18 protein-coding genes and 1 tRNA gene are annotated in these 14,306 nt (G+C 59.2%); 9 read left to right on the top strand and 10 right to left on the bottom strand.

Annotation, left to right across the window (positions count from 1 at the left end; all coding sequences use genetic code 11):
- Positions 1-153 precede the first annotated feature (153 nt).
- Together ACWHXT_RS09265 and ACWHXT_RS09260 are read right to left on the bottom strand one after the other, a co-directional pair.
- Positions 154-244: transfer RNA gene (locus ACWHXT_RS09265), tRNA-Ser, on the bottom strand.
- Positions 245-297: 53 nt separating this feature from the next.
- A complete protein-coding gene (locus ACWHXT_RS09260; RefSeq protein ID WP_447955629.1) occupies positions 298-2,004 on the bottom strand; it encodes a potassium/proton antiporter in 1,707 nt (568 codons plus the stop codon).
- A 97-nt stretch (positions 2,005-2,101) separates the two neighbouring features.
- On the opposite strand from ACWHXT_RS09260, the gene ACWHXT_RS09255 reads away from it, so the two are divergent.
- On the top strand, positions 2,102-3,370 hold the full coding sequence (locus ACWHXT_RS09255; RefSeq protein ID WP_447955628.1) for an ABC transporter substrate-binding protein: 1,269 nt from the start codon (positions 2,102-2,104) through the stop codon (positions 3,368-3,370).
- A 22-nt stretch (positions 3,371-3,392) separates the two neighbouring features.
- Complete coding sequence (locus ACWHXT_RS09250) at positions 3,393-4,778, top strand: exonuclease domain-containing protein (protein WP_447955627.1); 1,386 nt, start codon at positions 3,393-3,395, stop codon at positions 4,776-4,778.
- Positions 4,779-4,784: 6 nt separating this feature from the next.
- Here the strand turns inward: ACWHXT_RS09250 and ACWHXT_RS09245 are convergent, their stop codons facing one another.
- The 3 genes from ACWHXT_RS09245 to ACWHXT_RS09235 form a co-directional block, all read right to left on the bottom strand.
- Positions 4,785-5,597 carry an alpha/beta fold hydrolase gene (locus ACWHXT_RS09245; RefSeq protein ID WP_447955626.1) on the bottom strand — a complete coding sequence of 271 codons (813 nt, stop codon included), beginning with the start codon at positions 5,595-5,597 and terminating at the stop codon, positions 4,785-4,787.
- 30 nt (positions 5,598-5,627) lie between these two features.
- Positions 5,628-6,296: a 7-cyano-7-deazaguanine/7-aminomethyl-7-deazaguanine transporter gene (locus ACWHXT_RS09240; RefSeq protein ID WP_447893463.1), complete on the bottom strand. Its 669-nt coding sequence runs from the start codon at positions 6,294-6,296 to the stop codon at positions 5,628-5,630.
- Between the two features lie 136 nt (positions 6,297-6,432).
- Positions 6,433-8,004 (bottom strand): alpha/beta hydrolase, encoded by a 1,572-nt coding sequence (locus ACWHXT_RS09235; protein ID WP_447955625.1) that lies wholly within the window; start codon positions 8,002-8,004, stop codon positions 6,433-6,435.
- Positions 8,005-8,338: 334 nt separating this feature from the next.
- Here ACWHXT_RS09235 and ACWHXT_RS09230 point away from each other — a divergent pair, with 334 nt between their 5' ends.
- Positions 8,339-8,554 carry a hypothetical protein gene (locus ACWHXT_RS09230; protein WP_447955624.1) on the top strand — a complete coding sequence of 72 codons (216 nt, stop codon included), beginning with the start codon at positions 8,339-8,341 and terminating at the stop codon, positions 8,552-8,554.
- Positions 8,555-8,603: 49 nt separating this feature from the next.
- On the opposite strand, the gene ACWHXT_RS09225 is transcribed toward ACWHXT_RS09230, so the two are convergent.
- A complete protein-coding gene (locus tag ACWHXT_RS09225) occupies positions 8,604-8,780 on the bottom strand; it encodes a hypothetical protein (protein WP_447955623.1) in 177 nt (58 codons plus the stop codon).
- A 96-nt stretch (positions 8,781-8,876) separates the two neighbouring features.
- Here ACWHXT_RS09225 and ACWHXT_RS09220 point away from each other — a divergent pair, with 96 nt between their 5' ends.
- Positions 8,877-9,053 carry a hypothetical protein gene (locus tag ACWHXT_RS09220; protein WP_447955622.1) on the top strand — a complete coding sequence of 59 codons (177 nt, stop codon included), beginning with the start codon at positions 8,877-8,879 and terminating at the stop codon, positions 9,051-9,053.
- A gap of 56 nt (positions 9,054-9,109) precedes the next feature.
- Here the strand turns inward: ACWHXT_RS09220 and ACWHXT_RS09215 are convergent, their stop codons facing one another.
- Both ACWHXT_RS09215 and ACWHXT_RS09210 read right to left on the bottom strand, forming a co-directional pair.
- A complete protein-coding gene (locus tag ACWHXT_RS09215) occupies positions 9,110-9,298 on the bottom strand; it encodes a hypothetical protein (RefSeq protein WP_447926099.1) in 189 nt (62 codons plus the stop codon).
- Between the two features lie 105 nt (positions 9,299-9,403).
- Entirely contained in the window at positions 9,404-10,174 is a 771-nt protein-coding gene (locus ACWHXT_RS09210) for a dienelactone hydrolase family protein (protein ID WP_447955621.1), read from the bottom strand.
- A gap of 226 nt (positions 10,175-10,400) precedes the next feature.
- Here ACWHXT_RS09210 and ACWHXT_RS09205 point away from each other — a divergent pair, with 226 nt between their 5' ends.
- The 5 genes from ACWHXT_RS09205 to ACWHXT_RS09185 all read left to right on the top strand — a co-directional run bounded on the left by ACWHXT_RS09205 (position 10,401) and on the right by ACWHXT_RS09185 (position 12,590).
- Positions 10,401-11,081 (top strand): Bax inhibitor-1/YccA family protein, encoded by a 681-nt coding sequence (locus tag ACWHXT_RS09205; protein WP_447926097.1) that lies wholly within the window; start codon positions 10,401-10,403, stop codon positions 11,079-11,081.
- 92 nt (positions 11,082-11,173) lie between these two features.
- On the top strand, positions 11,174-11,563 hold the full coding sequence (gene tusD, locus ACWHXT_RS09200) for a sulfurtransferase complex subunit TusD (protein ID WP_447955620.1): 390 nt from the start codon (positions 11,174-11,176) through the stop codon (positions 11,561-11,563).
- Between the two features lie 9 nt (positions 11,564-11,572).
- Positions 11,573-11,938, top strand: a complete 366-nt coding sequence (locus tag ACWHXT_RS09195) for a DsrE family protein (protein ID WP_447955619.1) — start codon at positions 11,573-11,575, stop codon at positions 11,936-11,938.
- A 12-nt stretch (positions 11,939-11,950) separates the two neighbouring features.
- The gene (tusB, locus tag ACWHXT_RS09190; protein WP_447955618.1) at positions 11,951-12,238 is read left to right on the top strand and encodes a sulfurtransferase complex subunit TusB; all 288 of its coding nucleotides are present in this window, start codon (positions 11,951-11,953) and stop codon (positions 12,236-12,238) included.
- 1 nt (position 12,239) lies between these two features.
- Positions 12,240-12,590 (top strand): TusE/DsrC/DsvC family sulfur relay protein, encoded by a 351-nt coding sequence (locus ACWHXT_RS09185; RefSeq protein WP_447955617.1) that lies wholly within the window; start codon positions 12,240-12,242, stop codon positions 12,588-12,590.
- Between the two features lie 10 nt (positions 12,591-12,600).
- Here the strand turns inward: ACWHXT_RS09185 and ACWHXT_RS09180 are convergent, their stop codons facing one another.
- Entirely contained in the window at positions 12,601-13,233 is a 633-nt protein-coding gene (locus ACWHXT_RS09180; RefSeq protein WP_447926092.1) for a helix-turn-helix domain-containing protein, read from the bottom strand.
- A 61-nt stretch (positions 13,234-13,294) separates the two neighbouring features.
- Positions 13,295-14,245, bottom strand: coding sequence for a histone deacetylase family protein (locus ACWHXT_RS09175; protein WP_447955616.1), 951 nt, complete (start codon positions 14,243-14,245; stop codon positions 13,295-13,297).
- Positions 14,246-14,306 lie beyond the last annotated feature (61 nt).

The following is a 14,306-nucleotide window of genomic DNA, read 5'->3' as shown; positions in this document are numbered from 1 at the left end:
CTTGCGCCACACCGGGCAAGGGACGCCGTGGCCATTGGATCACGTTCTCGTCACGTTGGAATCACCGGTAGGGAATATCGAAGAGCTGATGGGGAGAAAAAGTGTAGGGCTGAAACGAAAAAAGCCCCGTAAAAACGGGGCTTTTAATCGATTTGGCGGAGGGACAGGGATTCGAACCCTGGATAGGCTATTAACCTATGCCGGTTTTCAAGACCGGTGCATTCAACCGCTCTGCCATCCCTCCGATGGGTGCGTATATTACCACCTTTCCCTTGGAAGTCAACGCCTTTGGTCAAATTAGTAGAGACGCAGGCCAACGCGGGTGATGTTGCCGCCCTGCATTTCGCTGACGACCCAGTGAATGCCGTGCCAGTCCACATCGTCACCGATCACCGGGTGGCCACCTACGCGCAGCGAGATGAACTCGGCCAGGCTCATCTCCTGCTCGCCGGGGCTCAGGGTGAGGCCGTAGGCCTGGGCGATGTCCTGCATGTAGGCGCCACCTTCCAAAATGAAGGTACCGAAGAACGCGCGCTCCTGCTTGAGTTTGGCGTCGCCGTTGAACAGCCGGTTCAGTGAGACGAGATCTTCCGAACGGCCGATGACGCAGATCACGTCGTTGAGTTTCAGGCGTGTGTTGCCCTTGGGATGAAGCATGACGTGATTACGAAACAACGCCGAGATCAGCGCACCGGAAGGGAAGCGTAGCAGACGGATCTGGACGTCTTCGAGGTCCTGGTTCTCGACCACGTAAACGAACATTTCGAAGTCGTTCTCCGGCAGAATACCCAGCGGCCCGCGCCGGTTGGGCGTGGTGCCGGCGGGGACCTCGATTTTGAGCCAACGGGCGACCAGGGTGAGCGAGCCCCCCTGAATCAGCAGCGACATCAGAACCACCGCGAAGGCGACGTTAAAGTACAGAGAGGCGTTCTCGACCCCGCCGATCACCGGGAAGATCGCCAGCACGATAGGTACGGCGCCGCGAAGGCCGACCCAGGCGATAAAGAAGACCTCGCGCCAGCGAAAGCGGAAGAACGGCTTGATGGTGATGAGCACCGCCAGCGGCCGGGCGATGAAGATAAGCGCCAGCGCTACCAGGCCGGCGGGTAGTATGACCTCCATCAGCTGGCTGGGGGTAACCAAAAGACCCAGCACCAGAAACAGCCCGATTTGGCTAAGCCAGGCCAGGCCGTCGTGGACGGGAAGAATGAAGTTAAGATGGCGCCCGGGCTGATTGCCGATCATCAACCCCGCCAGGTAGATCGCCAAAAAGCCGCTGCCGCCCAGCACGCTGGTCAGCCCGAATACGCTAAACCCGAGCGCCAACGCCAACATGGCGTAAAGCCCGGGGGCCAGGTCGAGCCAGCGCAGCAGCTTGGCGGCCAGCCAGCCGCCCCCCAGGCCCACGATCAAGCCGATACCGAATTGCGAGACGAAGAAGATAAGGGTGTCGGTGATGCCGCCCATGTCGCCGACCAAAAGCTCGACCAGCATTAGGGTCAGAAAGATCGCCATCGGGTCGTTGGTGCCGGACTCGATTTCCAGAGTAGCGCTGACCCGCTCGTTGAGGTTGACGCCACGCCCACTGAGCATCGAGAAAACCGCCGCCGCGTCGGTCGAACCGACGATCGCCCCGACCAATAACCCCTGAATCAGGGTAAGGTCGAACACCCACATGGCGATGACGCCGACGATAGCGCTGGTGATGAACACCCCGGCGGTGGCAAGCGAGAGCGCCGGTTTGAAGCCGACCCGAAAGGTCTTGAGCCGGGTGCGTAGCCCGCCATCGAGCAAAATCATCGCCAGCGCAAGATGGCCGATGGTAAATGCCATGGTGTAGTCGTCGAACACGACGCCAAGCACGCCTTCTTCGCCGGCCAGCATGCCCAGGCCTAGAAAGATCAACAGAAGCGGTACACCAAACATCGATGAAAGCCGGCTCGCCAAAATGCTCAGCGTCATGAGAATGCCGCCAATCAAAAAAAAGGTATAAAGTGCTTCCATGTCTCTCCGTCTCTACATCAATGCCGCTCTATTATTACACGCCGCCCGTTATTTTACTGCGCCGTTTAAGGGCCTTGTGGCGAGTAAGGGGCTGGTCATGGCGGATGGCCAACCGCTACACTCCGCCTTCACGACTAGGGAGTGTGAAGTGATGGCGCACCTGACTATCCGCCGGCGAAGGCGTTTCTTGCTGGCGAGTGCGATGTGTATAGTATTTTTAAATTCAGCGGTTTGCGCAAACGAAGAGGCGCGCGACGCCGCGCCGGAAGTAAAGACGCTGACCCTTGAGAGCGATGTGTTTCTACCGCCCGCCCTTTGGGTCGTCGACCCAGGCGAAGAAAGAGAAGAGAGCGAAGCGCCAGTACCCGAAGACGCCGCACCAAAGGACGAGACCCATGAGGCGGCCGCGCTAGAGCCGGTGCCCTCGGCGGCGCTTTCGCTGCCACCGCCGCTCGACCCGCCGCCGCTCAAAGAGGTGTCGGTCATTCTGGATTGGTACTTGAGCCCTCAGCACGCCGCGCTGTTGATCGCCGACGCGCGCGAGTATTTCAAGGAGCAGGGGCTGGCGGTCGAGCTGCAAAGCCCGGCGGATCCGGCGATTCCGCTCAAGCTGTTGGCCGCTGAAGAAGTCGACCTGGCCTTGACCCGCGAGCCGATTTTGCATCTTCGGGTGCACGCCGGTGAGCCGTTGATTCGCGTGGGCACGTTGATCGAGACGCCTCTTAACGCGGTGGTCGTGACGCGCTCCTGGGCCGATGACGACGATATCGCTTCGCTTGCCGGGCTCGACTATGGTTTCTCGACCCTGGAAGGCGAGGCTGTGGTGGCCGAGCGGTTGATTCCCGAGTCGCTTCGTCAAACCGATGGCTTTACCGCCCCGGAAAACGTCCATTTCGACGCCGCGGCTGCCGTGGTCAATGGCGATGCCGAGGTGATCGCTGACGGCTACTACTACGCGTTGCCGGAACAGCTGGCCCCGGAGGGCATCGAAAGCCGGGTCATTCGCTACGAGGAACTCGATATCCCCCGCCATGAAGGGGTGATCATCGTAGCCAATAGTCAGTCGCTTTCCAAGCAAGGCCCTACCTGGGCGCGCTTTATGACCGCCGTGGAGCAGGCGGCCCACTGGATGATCGAAAACCCCGAGGCGGCCTGGGGGCTTTTGGCCGCGCGACACCCCATCCTGGATAATACGGTGAACCAGGCAAGCTGGGAGGGGATTCTTCGTCGCCTCTCGCTCAGTCCTTCGGCGGTCAATACGCGCCGCTACCAGGCCTTTGAAGCGTACTTAAAGCAGCGTGGCCTTATCGAAGAGACGCTACCGGTCTCACGCCTGGCGGTGGACCCGCATACGCTGCAGGAGTAAGGCAAACCAACCACGGAGTGTCATGAGCGAGCCCGCCCTTACATTTATCGACGTCGAAACCACCGGCACCCGCGCTACCCGCGACCGCATCACCGAAATTGCCGCCTTGAAAGTGGCCGATGGCCAAGTGGTCGACCGCTGGGTGAGCCTTATCAATCCGGGTACCGGTATTCCCGCTTTTATTTCGCAGCTAACCGGCATCCACGACGCTATGGTGGCGGATGCCCCGCGTTTCGAGACGGTCGCCGAGGCGCTACGGGAGTGGCTGGGCGATAGCTGCCTGGTGGCGCACAACGCCCGCTTCGATTACAGCTTTCTACGCAATGCCTTCAAGCGTGCCGGACTCGATTATCGCCCCGATATCATGTGTACCCTGCGCATCTCGCGCCGCCTCGAACCCGAGGAGCGCCACCATAACCTGAAAGCGCTGCTGGCGCGTTTCGATATTCAGGTGAGCCGGGCGCACCGCGCCGAAGACGACGCCGAGGCGCTCTGGAAGCTGTGGCAAACCTGGCAGCAGCGCTTCGAAGTGGATCACTGGCAGGCCGCGACCGGCCTGGAAAAGCAGCACAAGAACCTGCCTGCCCACCTGGATAGCGAGGTGTTGGCCGGGCTGCCCGCAAGCCCTGGTGTGTATCTCTTTTATGGCCATAACCGGCTGCCGCTCTACGTGGGGAAAAGCATCAACCTTAAAAACCGGGTGAAAGGGCACTTTCAGCGCGACCATCAGGATGACAAGGCAATGCGCATGCTCCAGCAGATTCAGCATGTCGAGTGGGAGGAAACCGCCGGCGACCTGGGCGCCCAGCTGCGTGAAGCGCAACTGATCAAGGAGCTGATGCCGATCATGAACCGTCAGCTGCGCCGCCAGGGCGCCTTGAAAACCTGGTTCTGGCCCGAGGGCGAACACGCTCCGGTACTGGCCGGTAGCGCGGTACTCATCAATGCCCAGCCCGGGCAACGCTTCGGGCTTTTTCGCAATGCCCGCGAGGCCAAAGAGGCGCTGAGAGGCGTGGTGGAGGAGCAAAAGCTCTGCCCCCAGGTGCTGGGGCTCGAAAAGGGCAAGGGGCGCTGCTTTGGGCACCAGTTGGGCAAGTGCGCGGGAGCCTGCTGCGAAAAGGAAACGCTAGAAGCGCATACCCGGCGCGCCCAGCACGCGCTCGAGCGGTTCAAGGTGAGTGCCTGGCCTTGGCCGGATAAAATCGTGATTGCCGAGAAGAACGCGCAAACGAAGCGCTGCGCCTACCACGCGGTGGACCACTGGTGCTACCTGGGTAGCGCCGAGACCCCGGCCAAGGCCAAGCGACTGGGGCATCAGGCGGTTCAGTTCGACGTGGATACCTACCGTATTCTGAACCGCTTTCTGCGCAGCCCCGAGGAGCACGGCCTGGCCGTTACGCCGCTTTAAACCTCTTTAAACCTCGTCCTGGGCGCTGATGAAGGCGTTCACTGCCTCCTGAAACGCCTCCGGTTGGTCTGCATGCAGCCAGTGACCGGCCTCTTTTAGCGTGACCAGGCGCGCCTTGGGTAATATCGCCTTGAGCGCGGGGAGCATCTCATCGGCCACGTAGTGCGAATTCCCGCCGCGCAGCACGAGTGTGGGGCCATTAAAAGGCTCGCTGCCGGCGGGTGCTTCAATAATGGCAGCGTAGCCGCTACGGAGCTCATCGAGGCCGACGCGCAGGGCCATCTCTTTCGCGTCGTTGCGCACCAGGTTGGTCGCCAAAAATAGCCGGGTAGGGCGGGCGCTGACGTACTCCGCCATGACCGCATCGGCGCTGCGCCGGTCCGTTGGCTTGGCCTTGCGTACCGCCTCGAGGGCGCTGAACACGTCATCGTGGCCATGCGCGTAGCGTACCGGGGCAATGTCGCCCACGGTGAGCGAGGCCGTACGCTCGGGGGCCAGGCGCGCCAGGCTAATCGCCACCTTGCCGCCCATGGAGTGTCCCAGTATATGGGCCCGCTCGATGTGCTCCTTGTCGAGCAGCACGATCACGTCCCGGCTGAGCGTTTCGTAGTCCATCCCTTCGGCGTGGGGGGAGCGACCATGATTGCGAAGGTCCACCGCGATCACTCGGCGCGTCTTTTGCCACATCTTCAGGTGAGAGCGCCAATTGTCCGCGCTGCCCAGCAGGCCATGGAGCACGACCAGCGGCGTTTTGGTTGCATCGGCGCCTTCGTCGATGGCATCGATAAAATGAAGGTCAACCGTAGGGACGCGGCTCATGGGGGCTCCTTGGTAGTGGCGTAGTCAACGTTAGGTGGTGCGCGGGGCGGTGTCGGTTTGCCCGGTCCAGACCATTAGCTTGCGCGTGAGAGCTGCCAGTAGCAGGCCGTAAAGCGGCAGGAAAAACAGCAGGCTAATGGCGAGTTTGATGGCATAGTCCACCGCGGCGATTTCGACCCAGTGGGCGGCCATGAACGGATCCGGGCTATTGTAGAAAGCGGTGAAGAAAAACGCGAAGGTATCGGCCAGGTTGCCAAGCACCGTCGAGAAAACCGGCGCTACCCACCAGGCCAGCTTACGCAGCCGGTCGAACACCTGCACATCCAGTAGTTGACCGAGGAAATAAGCCATAAAGCTTGCCAGCGCGATCCGCGCAACGAACACGTTCCACTCGCCCAGCGCCTCGATGCCGGCAAAGCTGCCCTGGGGGAAGATGACCGACACCACGTAGGAGATCGCCAGCGCCGGGAACATGACCCGTAAAATGATCGAACGCGCCGGGCCCTTTCCGAACAGGCGAACGGTCAGGTCGGTGGCCAGAAAGATGAACGGAAAGCTGAAGGCGCCCCAGGTGGTATGAAAGCCGAACAGGGTGAAGGGGAGCTGAACCAGGTAGTTGCTGGCCGCAATAACGGCGATATGGAAAAGCACCATGAGCGTCAAGCAGCGGCGGTGTTGAGCGTCGGTCAATGCAAACATCAGAGAGAGGCCTTTTTAAGAGCACGAGGGGTTAGGGAACCCTCTGTTTCGGCGCAAGCGCCACAAGGGCGCGCATTATACGCCTTCCTGGCGGTAATTAAAGTGAAGTGCCGGCCAGGCCGGCTCTGCGGCTGTTTCAAATACTTCCATCGCTAAAAAATCGCTTGAGTCGCGCAAGCTCCTCGTCGCTCCACCCTGCTGGTTCGGTGAGTGCCACCCAAGCGTTGATATAGTGCTCGGCGGCAATTTCGTGGCCGTAGCCGGGTGGCGCGCCACCGGTGGCCAAATCGGCCAGTAGCTGCAGCATGGTGACCACCGGGTACCAGCGAAGCGCCGGGGAGACGTCCGGGCCGCGCGGCGGGCGCATCCAGTCGGGTTCGCGCCAGAAAGCCGCGGGGTCGAAAAAGACGATCGGGTCACTGGCGTACTGCAGATAAGCGATACGAAAATCGCCCCAGTCCCGGGAATAGCCTTCGAAGCCGGACTGCTGATTCATAAAGCGTACGACGCTGCCGCCGCGAAAAGTGGGCTGCCAAGCGGGAGAACCCGGGTCACGGTCAGCGGTCGTGATTCGCCAGGTATCGCTTCGAAAGGGCGGCCCCGCCCAGAGCGCGCCATCGAACGGGTCTTCGATAATATCGTAGAAATCGAAGGAGCGGTCCGAGTTGAGCGCGCCCAGGCTCAAACCGAACAGATACAGCGCCGGGCGCTCGTCGGCCGGCAGTGCACTCCAGTAGCGGTAGACTTCGACAAACAGCGCCCGGGCGCTTTCCACGCCGTATTCGCCCTCGGCAATCAGCGCCAGGTGGCTAGGAAGGTAAGAGTATTGCGCGGCCACCGTCGCCACATCACCGCGCATCAAGTACTCCAGGGTATTTTGAGCCCCCGGGTCTATCCACCCGCGCCCGGTGGGGGTGGCCAGCAGCAGGGTCGAGCGCTCGAAGGCCCCGGTGCGAATAAGCTCGGCCAGGGCGAGCTCGGCGCGTGCTTGCGGGGTATCCAGCGCATTCAGGCCCACATAGACGCGGATCGGGTCCTGGGCGTCGTCGCCTAAAAACGCGCCGATGTCATCACCGCTGGGCCCCTGGGTAACAAAGCGGCGCCCGCGACTGCCAAGCGCCTCCCAACTGATCAGCGATGCCGCGCTCCCCGAACGGTGAGCGCCGGTGGGGGCTGCCAGGTCGTCCTGAACCAGCTCGTCGATCTGAGCATAGAAACGATCCGCCGCGCGCAGCGCAAACGAGAGCACCACGCCCTCGATCAATAGCCAGAAAAGCGCGATCGAGGCTACGCTCCCCAGCACGACCGCCAGGCGTTTGGGTAAGAAGAAGAACACCTTGCGCGAGAGAAGCCGATACGTGCGTTTGAATACCTTTGAGATAAGATAGAAAAAAGCGAACAGCATTAGCGCGATGGCGGCGATACTAAGGCCTCGGGTGCCACTGGCCGGTGGCATACCCATGAGCTCGCGTATGCCGTTTTGCCAACTCGAGGCTTGCCAAAGAAAAAGCGCGGCGGTTAGCGTACAAGCAAGTGCGGCTAGGGTCTTGACCCAGTGCTCGGTGCGTGAGTCTGGCTCGGGCAGGCGCAGGTAGTGCCAAAGCCCTCGCAGCAGTACGCCGAAGGCATAGCCTGCGCTAAAGCAAAGCCCGGACACGACACCCTGGGCGAGCATGGGCCTAGGGAGCAGGCTCGGTGTGAGTGACAATGCGAATAATAGCGTTCCCAGAACGAGCCCGGTGCTCGAGAAGCGGCGCAGCAATATTCGTGGCTTTACAAGATAGCGCCTGCCATGGTTGGGCCACTGCATCCATTACCTATAGAAAATTGAATTTAAAAGATACTTTAATATACTCATCTATAAAGAGAGGTGAAACTCGAACAAAACGTAACCCAGCGACTACGAAGTGTTTATCCACCAGACGCGCTTTCCCAAAGGAGGCGTATGGCTTTGGAAATGCGAGTGGCGATGTGTTTTAAAAGGGAACCTATTGGCGCTTTTTATGGTCAATAGAACAGGTGGCTAGCCAAGGAGAAACAATATGAAGCATCTTGAAAAGTGTGATAAATGCGGCAAGGACTTTGACCCATCAGTCGCCAAAGGACCACGCGAAGAGCCAGAGTTCTGCGACGCTTGTGGTGCCGATGTCAATCCCCGGCATAAACATTCAGAATTTCTGGTAGAAGACGAGGATAATGAACACACCTCGTTGGAAAAGACCCTCAGGGGCGCCTCTCAAAAGGCAGACCAGGAGTAATAAAAAAACGGTTCAGCATAAGCTGAACCGTTTTTCATGGCGGGCGTGATTAAAAGCCCTGCTGCGTGCGAGTGCCGCGAAGGCAATCACCGTAGTGCATGGTATCGCCCATGGCTTCGGCCTGTTTACGGCAATCCGCAGAGCGCGATGAGCTGGCGCCGTTGGAGCTACACCCTGCGCTCATCAGCATCATCGCAACCAATCCTAAAGTAACCATGTATTTCATACTCTGACTCCTGAATATTCGACCAAAACAATGCAGCTCGATGATATCAGCCTTGAAAAGGCATACATACCGTAATCGCAGCCCTTCGGAGGTCATATGGATCCCATCTACGCCTGGGACGTAAAACGCGAGTGCATAGTGTACCGCATTCCCGGCCAAACTCTTGAGGATGGCCGAGTAGATAGCGACTTTGCTCCGGTATGGCTACCGGCGGATGCCGATGAGTTGCCCGACGGTGTCACCACCGACGATTTGCGTAAGGTCGAGAGCTAAAAGCCCGGTCTGCACGATGGCGCAGGCAGGGCTTTTGGATGAGTCCTGAATAAACGTTACGGTTTTTCGTGCTCGGCGTTCAGTTTTTTCACCACTTCATCGGCTTCGGGCTTGGTTGCCACGCGCTTGCGCACCAGCGGGCCGTCGCGTTCGGCTTCTTCTCGCGTATCGACGATCCACCACTCCGGCTGGGCGTCGATGGCAGCGTCCTCTTTTACCACCCGGTATACGATAAAAATGCTCATGTTTAATCCTCTCCATGGATGAACCCCCGTCAAGCGACGGGAGCTTTAAACAACGTAGTACATCTTGCGTCGATTAGCCCTGCACTCGACGCAAGCGACCAGGCATTAGAGCATTTCGTCAAGCCACGCCGTGAAGGCCGACCAGGAGCGCTCGTCGGCGCGCTCATCGTAGCGCTCGCTACCAAAGACGCTAAAGGCATGAGGGGCGCCTGAGTAGATGCCGACCTCGTAGGTTATACCCGCCTCTTCGAGTTCGCCGGCCAGGGTAGCGACATCTTCGAGACTCACCATCTCATCCGCGCCGCCGTGGGCAATATAGATGGGCGGCGTCTCTGCCTGATAGGACTGGCCTTCCGGGGTCTCCAGGCCGCCGTGGAAGCTGGTGTAGGCGGCGATATCGTCGGCCTCACCGGCGCGGGCCATCTCGAGCGCGACCATGCCGCCAAAGCAGTAGCCCATGATGACGGTAGTGCTGGCAGCGCCCTGTTCCCGCGCCTGGGTAAGTCCTGCAAGGGTCAGTTCGCGCATCCGCTCGCGGTCTTCGTACAGCGCATTGGTGGCAGCCTGTTTGGCTTCGGTTTGCTGAGGGCGGTTGCCTTCACCGAAAAGATCCACCGCGAAGGCATCAAAGCCTTGCTCGGAGAGCATATCAGCGCGCTCACGCTCGTAATCATCCACGCCATCCCAGTCGTGCACGATCAGCACGCTGCCTTTGGATTCGCCCTGGGCTTCGACGTAATAGCCTTCAAAGTTTTCATCGTTGACCTGATAGCTGATGTCTTCGCCGCGGGGTTCGAAGCCGAACGCTTGGCTGCTCATCAGCGTAGCGGCGGCCAAAGCGGTGAACGTTAGCGGGGTACGTGCTCTTGTCATCATGGTAATGCGTCCTGTTGGTTTGTTGGCGGTAAAAATAGGGGGAGCAAAGAGTAGATTTAACTCGCATTGTGAACGGCGAGTGTTATACCTGAAAGGGTAGCACAGGCCCTTCGCGTTGAATCATCGTCCAATGCGCGGATCTTTTTAAACCACAGGGGCTTGCGTCGGGAACTACGTAACGGCATGCTTGTCCGTTGTTAGTACGACCACTAGGGAGCTTAAAACCATGGCGTTCAACGATTCGCACACCGTACGGCCGCATAACGAACAAGCGGTCAGCAGCGCGAAAGCCAACAAGGTATTGCGTAATACCTACGCGCTTTTGGCCATGACGCTGCTGTTTTCAGCCGTTACCGCTGGCGCCTCCGTCGCGCTTGGCGTTCAGCAGCTCAACATTCTGGTTTTCTTCGTCGGCGCTTATGGGCTGATGTTTTTGGTTCATAAAACCGCCAATTCTGCTGCGGGCCTTTTGGCTACGTTTGCGTTCACCGGTTTCATGGGCTTCACCCTTGGGCCGATCATCTCCGCTTACTTGACACTGCCTAACGGCGGTGCGCTGATCATGAACGCTCTGGCCATGACCGGTTTGACCTTCATCGGTCTCTCTGCCGTCGCGCTTACCACCAAAAAGGATTTCAGCTTTCTGAGCAATTTCCTGATGGCGGGCGCCATCGTGCTGATCCTTGCCATGGTGGCAGGTTTCTTCTTCCAGATTCCGGCACTTTCTCTGATGGTGTCCGCGGGCTTCGTGCTGTTCTCATCCGCGGCGATTCTCTATCAAACCAGTGAAATAGTGCACCGTGCTGGCGAGACCAACTATATTCTGGCGACGGTTACGCTTTACGTCTCGATCTACAACCTGTTCGTAAGCCTTCTCTCTATTCTAGGCATCATGAGCAGCGACTGATTTAATCGTTAAGCTCTACCCAAACAGACCCTACTTCGGTAGGGTCTGTTTTTTTGTAAGCGTCTTTTATATAACTCAGGTGAGAGAGCGCCATGGAGTACGGTCTACTGGTTACCGGTGCCCCTTACACCAGCCCCGCGGCCCATTCGGCGCTGCGTTTTGCCAATGCGCTAATAAGCCAGGGGCATACCCTGGCCGGGGTGTTTTTCTACCAGGAGGGGGTGCTCAACGCGTCGACGCTGATGAGCCCACCCCAGGATGAACTAAACCTCAAGGATGCCTGGCGGGCGCTCAATAACGAGCACGGCACGGCCCTCGAGGTGTGCGTGGCGGCCGCGCTTCGCCGCGGTGTGTTGGACGAGGCCGAAGCCAAGCGCCACGGCTTGACCCAGCATAGCCTGGAGGCACCGTTCGAACTCACTGGGTTGGGGCAGTTGTTGGTGTTGCAAAAGCGCTGCGACCGTTTCATCACATTTGCCTGAGGAAAAGCGATGACCGAAGACGCCGTACGTTTGATCGCGCTGACCCAAGCGCCGTTTCAGTCCAATGCCTTGCGCGAAGGCCTCGATGTAGCGCTGGTCGCCGCGGCCTTTGGCCAAAGCGTCAAGCTGGTTTTCATGGGGCAGGGGGCGCTGGCGCTGGTGAAAAGCCAAAAGGCCGGCGCACCGGGGCAAAAGGCGGTGCTGCCGACCATCGATATGCTCGAGATGTACGATATCGAAGAGCTTTTGGTACCGGAGAGTAGCCTTGAGCAATTAGGGCTGGCGCCGAGCCAGCTAGTGCCGGCGGCGAGGGTGATCTCCGATGAGGCGCTCGCAGCGCTTTATCAAGACTCCTCGACGACTCTTCACTTCTAATGGGGCTTTACCATGCTACACATTTTAAATAAACGCCCCGAAAGCCTAAGCGCGGCCAATATGCTCCGGGTGGTGGGGGACCAGGATGAGGTGCTGCTCATCGAGCAGGCCGTGCAGGCAAGCCTGTTACCTCAGTGGGCCGGTTTCGAGCAGTGCAAAGGGCGGCTATACCTGTTGAGCGACGACCTGGAAGCCGCAGGGCTACTGGAATCGGCTGAGAACCTTGGCGCAGCGATCATCTCAATGACGGATTTTGTAACGCTGACCGAGCGTCACGAACAGTGTGTAAGTTGGTACTGATATGAAAAATGAAAATTTATACCGTTATCTTGATTCAAATGAAACCATTGAATTGGATCCTGAAGGATATCTGATTGATCAAGGTGATTGGAGCGTCGAGGTGGCCGAGCTTTTGGCCCATGACGAGGGGCTTTCGCTGAGTGAGGCTCATTGGGAAATCATCGACGTGGTGCGTGATTTTTACCAGCGCTTTGAGATGGCGCCGGCGATGCGTGCGCTCGTCAAGGCAACCAAACAGGCGCTGGGTGAAAAGAAGGGGACCTCGATTTATCTGATGTCGCTGTTCCCGGAAAGTCCGGCGCGGCGCACGGCGCGTATCGCCGGGCTCCCCAAACCGACCAACTGCTTGTAAACGCTTCGACTCAGTCCAGATCGCCCCGGGTGCACACCGAGAGCACCATGGCATCCAGTGGGCTGGTGGATACGAGCGCGTGGCCCATATCACTATCGAAATAGATGCTGTCGCCTTCGCCCAGCGCCACCGGGGCGTAAAACTCGCTATACAGCAGTATTTCACCCTCGAGAATCATCAAAAACTCTTCACCGTCGTGGCGCACCCACTGCTGGAATTCGTCGAAGCTGCGCGCCCGCACCATGGTTTTAAACGGAATCATGCGCTTTTGCGCCAGGTGGTGGCCTAAAAGTTCGTGTTCGTAGGTGGGCGTAGGGTGGTGCTGGCCTTGACCACTGCGGGTCAAATCCCGCCGCCCCAGGGTGTAATGCTCGCGTTTGGGCGGGGTAAAAAGTTGGGGAAGGTCGATGTTGAGCCCGGCCATGAGCTTTTGCACCGCGGTAAACGTGGGCGATAGCTGGTCGTTCTCTATCTTGGAGAGCGTCGAGCGGGCAAGACCGGTGCGCTGGCTGACATCCTCGAGGGTCCATTGATTGGCCAAGCGGATCTCTTTGAGCCGTGCGCCCAAGCGAAGCGGCTCTACGAAGGGTTTGCGCCCCGATGCAATACGAAGCGCCGCGTTCTCGTCATGAGTCGCCGTCATGGATCGTCATACCCGGTAAATGCATTTTAGGACCCGCTATGCTATCACAGCCCGCCCCAGGCTACCCGGTAGCCGGTGTGCTTTCAAAAGGCAGGCCGAGAAGTGCTTTGATGTGCGCTTCGCAGCCGCTGGCGAGCGACTTGGGGTTATAGCCACCTTCGAGTACGGAGACCAGCCGGTTTTCGGCGTAGAGGCCAGCGATTTCCATGGCCAGATGCGTGACCCAGTAGTAGTCCTCGTCGGTCAGGCATACCTCGCCCATGGGATCGTCCTGGTGGGCATCGAAGCCGGCGGATACCAGTACGATATCGGGCTTGAAGGCGTGTAGCGCGGGTAGCCAGCTACGCTCGACGGCGTCTCTAAACGCTGCGCTTTGCATTCCCGCTTCGAGGGGGGTATTCACCACGTTGTGCCATTCGCTTCGTAGGTAGCGCCAGGGGTAGAAAGGGTACTGATAGCTTGTGCAGATCAGCACGCCAGGGTCACCCTTGAAGATATCGATCGTGCCGTTGCACTGGTGAACATCGAAATCGAGTATGGCGACCCGTTGGGCGCCGTGTCGGGCTCTGGCGTGCGCCGCTCCCACGGCGATACTGTTGTAAAAGCAAAAGCCCATGGCTTCGGCCGCTTCGGCGTGGTGGCCCGGCGGGCGTACGGCGCAAAAGACGTTATCCGCTTGGCGCTTGAAAACCTGGTCGACCCCCTTGATGACCGCGCCTGCGGCCACCCGCGCCGCCTTGAGGGATTCCGGGTTCATCAGCGTGTCGCTATCCAGCGCGGTAATGCCCTCGCTTGGCAGGCATTTTTCGAGCGCATCTAGGTGGCGCGGTGAATGCACGCGCTCGAGCGCCTCCCGGGTGGCCTCTTTGGCCTCGGCCTGCATGGTTTGCTGCAATAGCCCGCTAAGCGCCAGGCGTGCCCGTATTGCCTCTAGCCGTGCGGGGTTCTCCGGATGTTCGGGCCCCATATAGTGCAAGATGCAGTCGGGATGGGTAAGGTAGGCGGTGATCATGCAGGCGCTCCGTTCTATGTAACGCTACCTTAATCGGTAGGCGTGCCCGCACGACAGTGAT

The organism is Vreelandella halophytica (assembly GCF_968193635.1).
The sequence above is the reverse complement of the archived record's forward strand: the minus strand, read 5'-3'. Positions and strand labels throughout refer to the sequence as shown.

Coding starts and splice junctions, on each gene's coding strand:
- ACWHXT_RS09255 (WP_447955628.1), top strand. CDS start 2,102: ATGGCGGATGGCCAACCGCTACACTCCGCCTTCACGACTAGGGAGTGT.
- tusB (WP_447955618.1), top strand. CDS start 11,951: ATGCTACACATTTTAAATAAACGCCCCGAAAGCCTAAGCGCGGCCAAT.
- tusD (WP_447955620.1), top strand. CDS start 11,174: ATGGAGTACGGTCTACTGGTTACCGGTGCCCCTTACACCAGCCCCGCG.
- ACWHXT_RS09260 (WP_447955629.1), bottom strand. CDS start 2,004: ATGGAAGCACTTTATACCTTTTTTTTGATTGGCGGCATTCTCATGACG.
- ACWHXT_RS09175 (WP_447955616.1), bottom strand. CDS start 14,245: ATGATCACCGCCTACCTTACCCATCCCGACTGCATCTTGCACTATATG.
- ACWHXT_RS09180 (WP_447926092.1), bottom strand. CDS start 13,233: ATGACGGCGACTCATGACGAGAACGCGGCGCTTCGTATTGCATCGGGG.
- ACWHXT_RS09220 (WP_447955622.1), top strand. CDS start 8,877: ATGGATCCCATCTACGCCTGGGACGTAAAACGCGAGTGCATAGTGTAC.
- ACWHXT_RS09185 (WP_447955617.1), top strand. CDS start 12,240: ATGAAAAATGAAAATTTATACCGTTATCTTGATTCAAATGAAACCATT.
- ACWHXT_RS09245 (WP_447955626.1), bottom strand. CDS start 5,597: ATGAGCCGCGTCCCTACGGTTGACCTTCATTTTATCGATGCCATCGAC.
- ACWHXT_RS09250 (WP_447955627.1), top strand. CDS start 3,393: ATGAGCGAGCCCGCCCTTACATTTATCGACGTCGAAACCACCGGCACC.
- ACWHXT_RS09225 (WP_447955623.1), bottom strand. CDS start 8,780: ATGAAATACATGGTTACTTTAGGATTGGTTGCGATGATGCTGATGAGC.
- ACWHXT_RS09230 (WP_447955624.1), top strand. CDS start 8,339: ATGAAGCATCTTGAAAAGTGTGATAAATGCGGCAAGGACTTTGACCCA.
- ACWHXT_RS09210 (WP_447955621.1), bottom strand. CDS start 10,174: ATGATGACAAGAGCACGTACCCCGCTAACGTTCACCGCTTTGGCCGCC.
- ACWHXT_RS09195 (WP_447955619.1), top strand. CDS start 11,573: ATGACCGAAGACGCCGTACGTTTGATCGCGCTGACCCAAGCGCCGTTT.
- ACWHXT_RS09205 (WP_447926097.1), top strand. CDS start 10,401: ATGGCGTTCAACGATTCGCACACCGTACGGCCGCATAACGAACAAGCG.
- ACWHXT_RS09240 (WP_447893463.1), bottom strand. CDS start 6,296: ATGTTTGCATTGACCGACGCTCAACACCGCCGCTGCTTGACGCTCATG.
- ACWHXT_RS09215 (WP_447926099.1), bottom strand. CDS start 9,298: ATGAGCATTTTTATCGTATACCGGGTGGTAAAAGAGGACGCTGCCATC.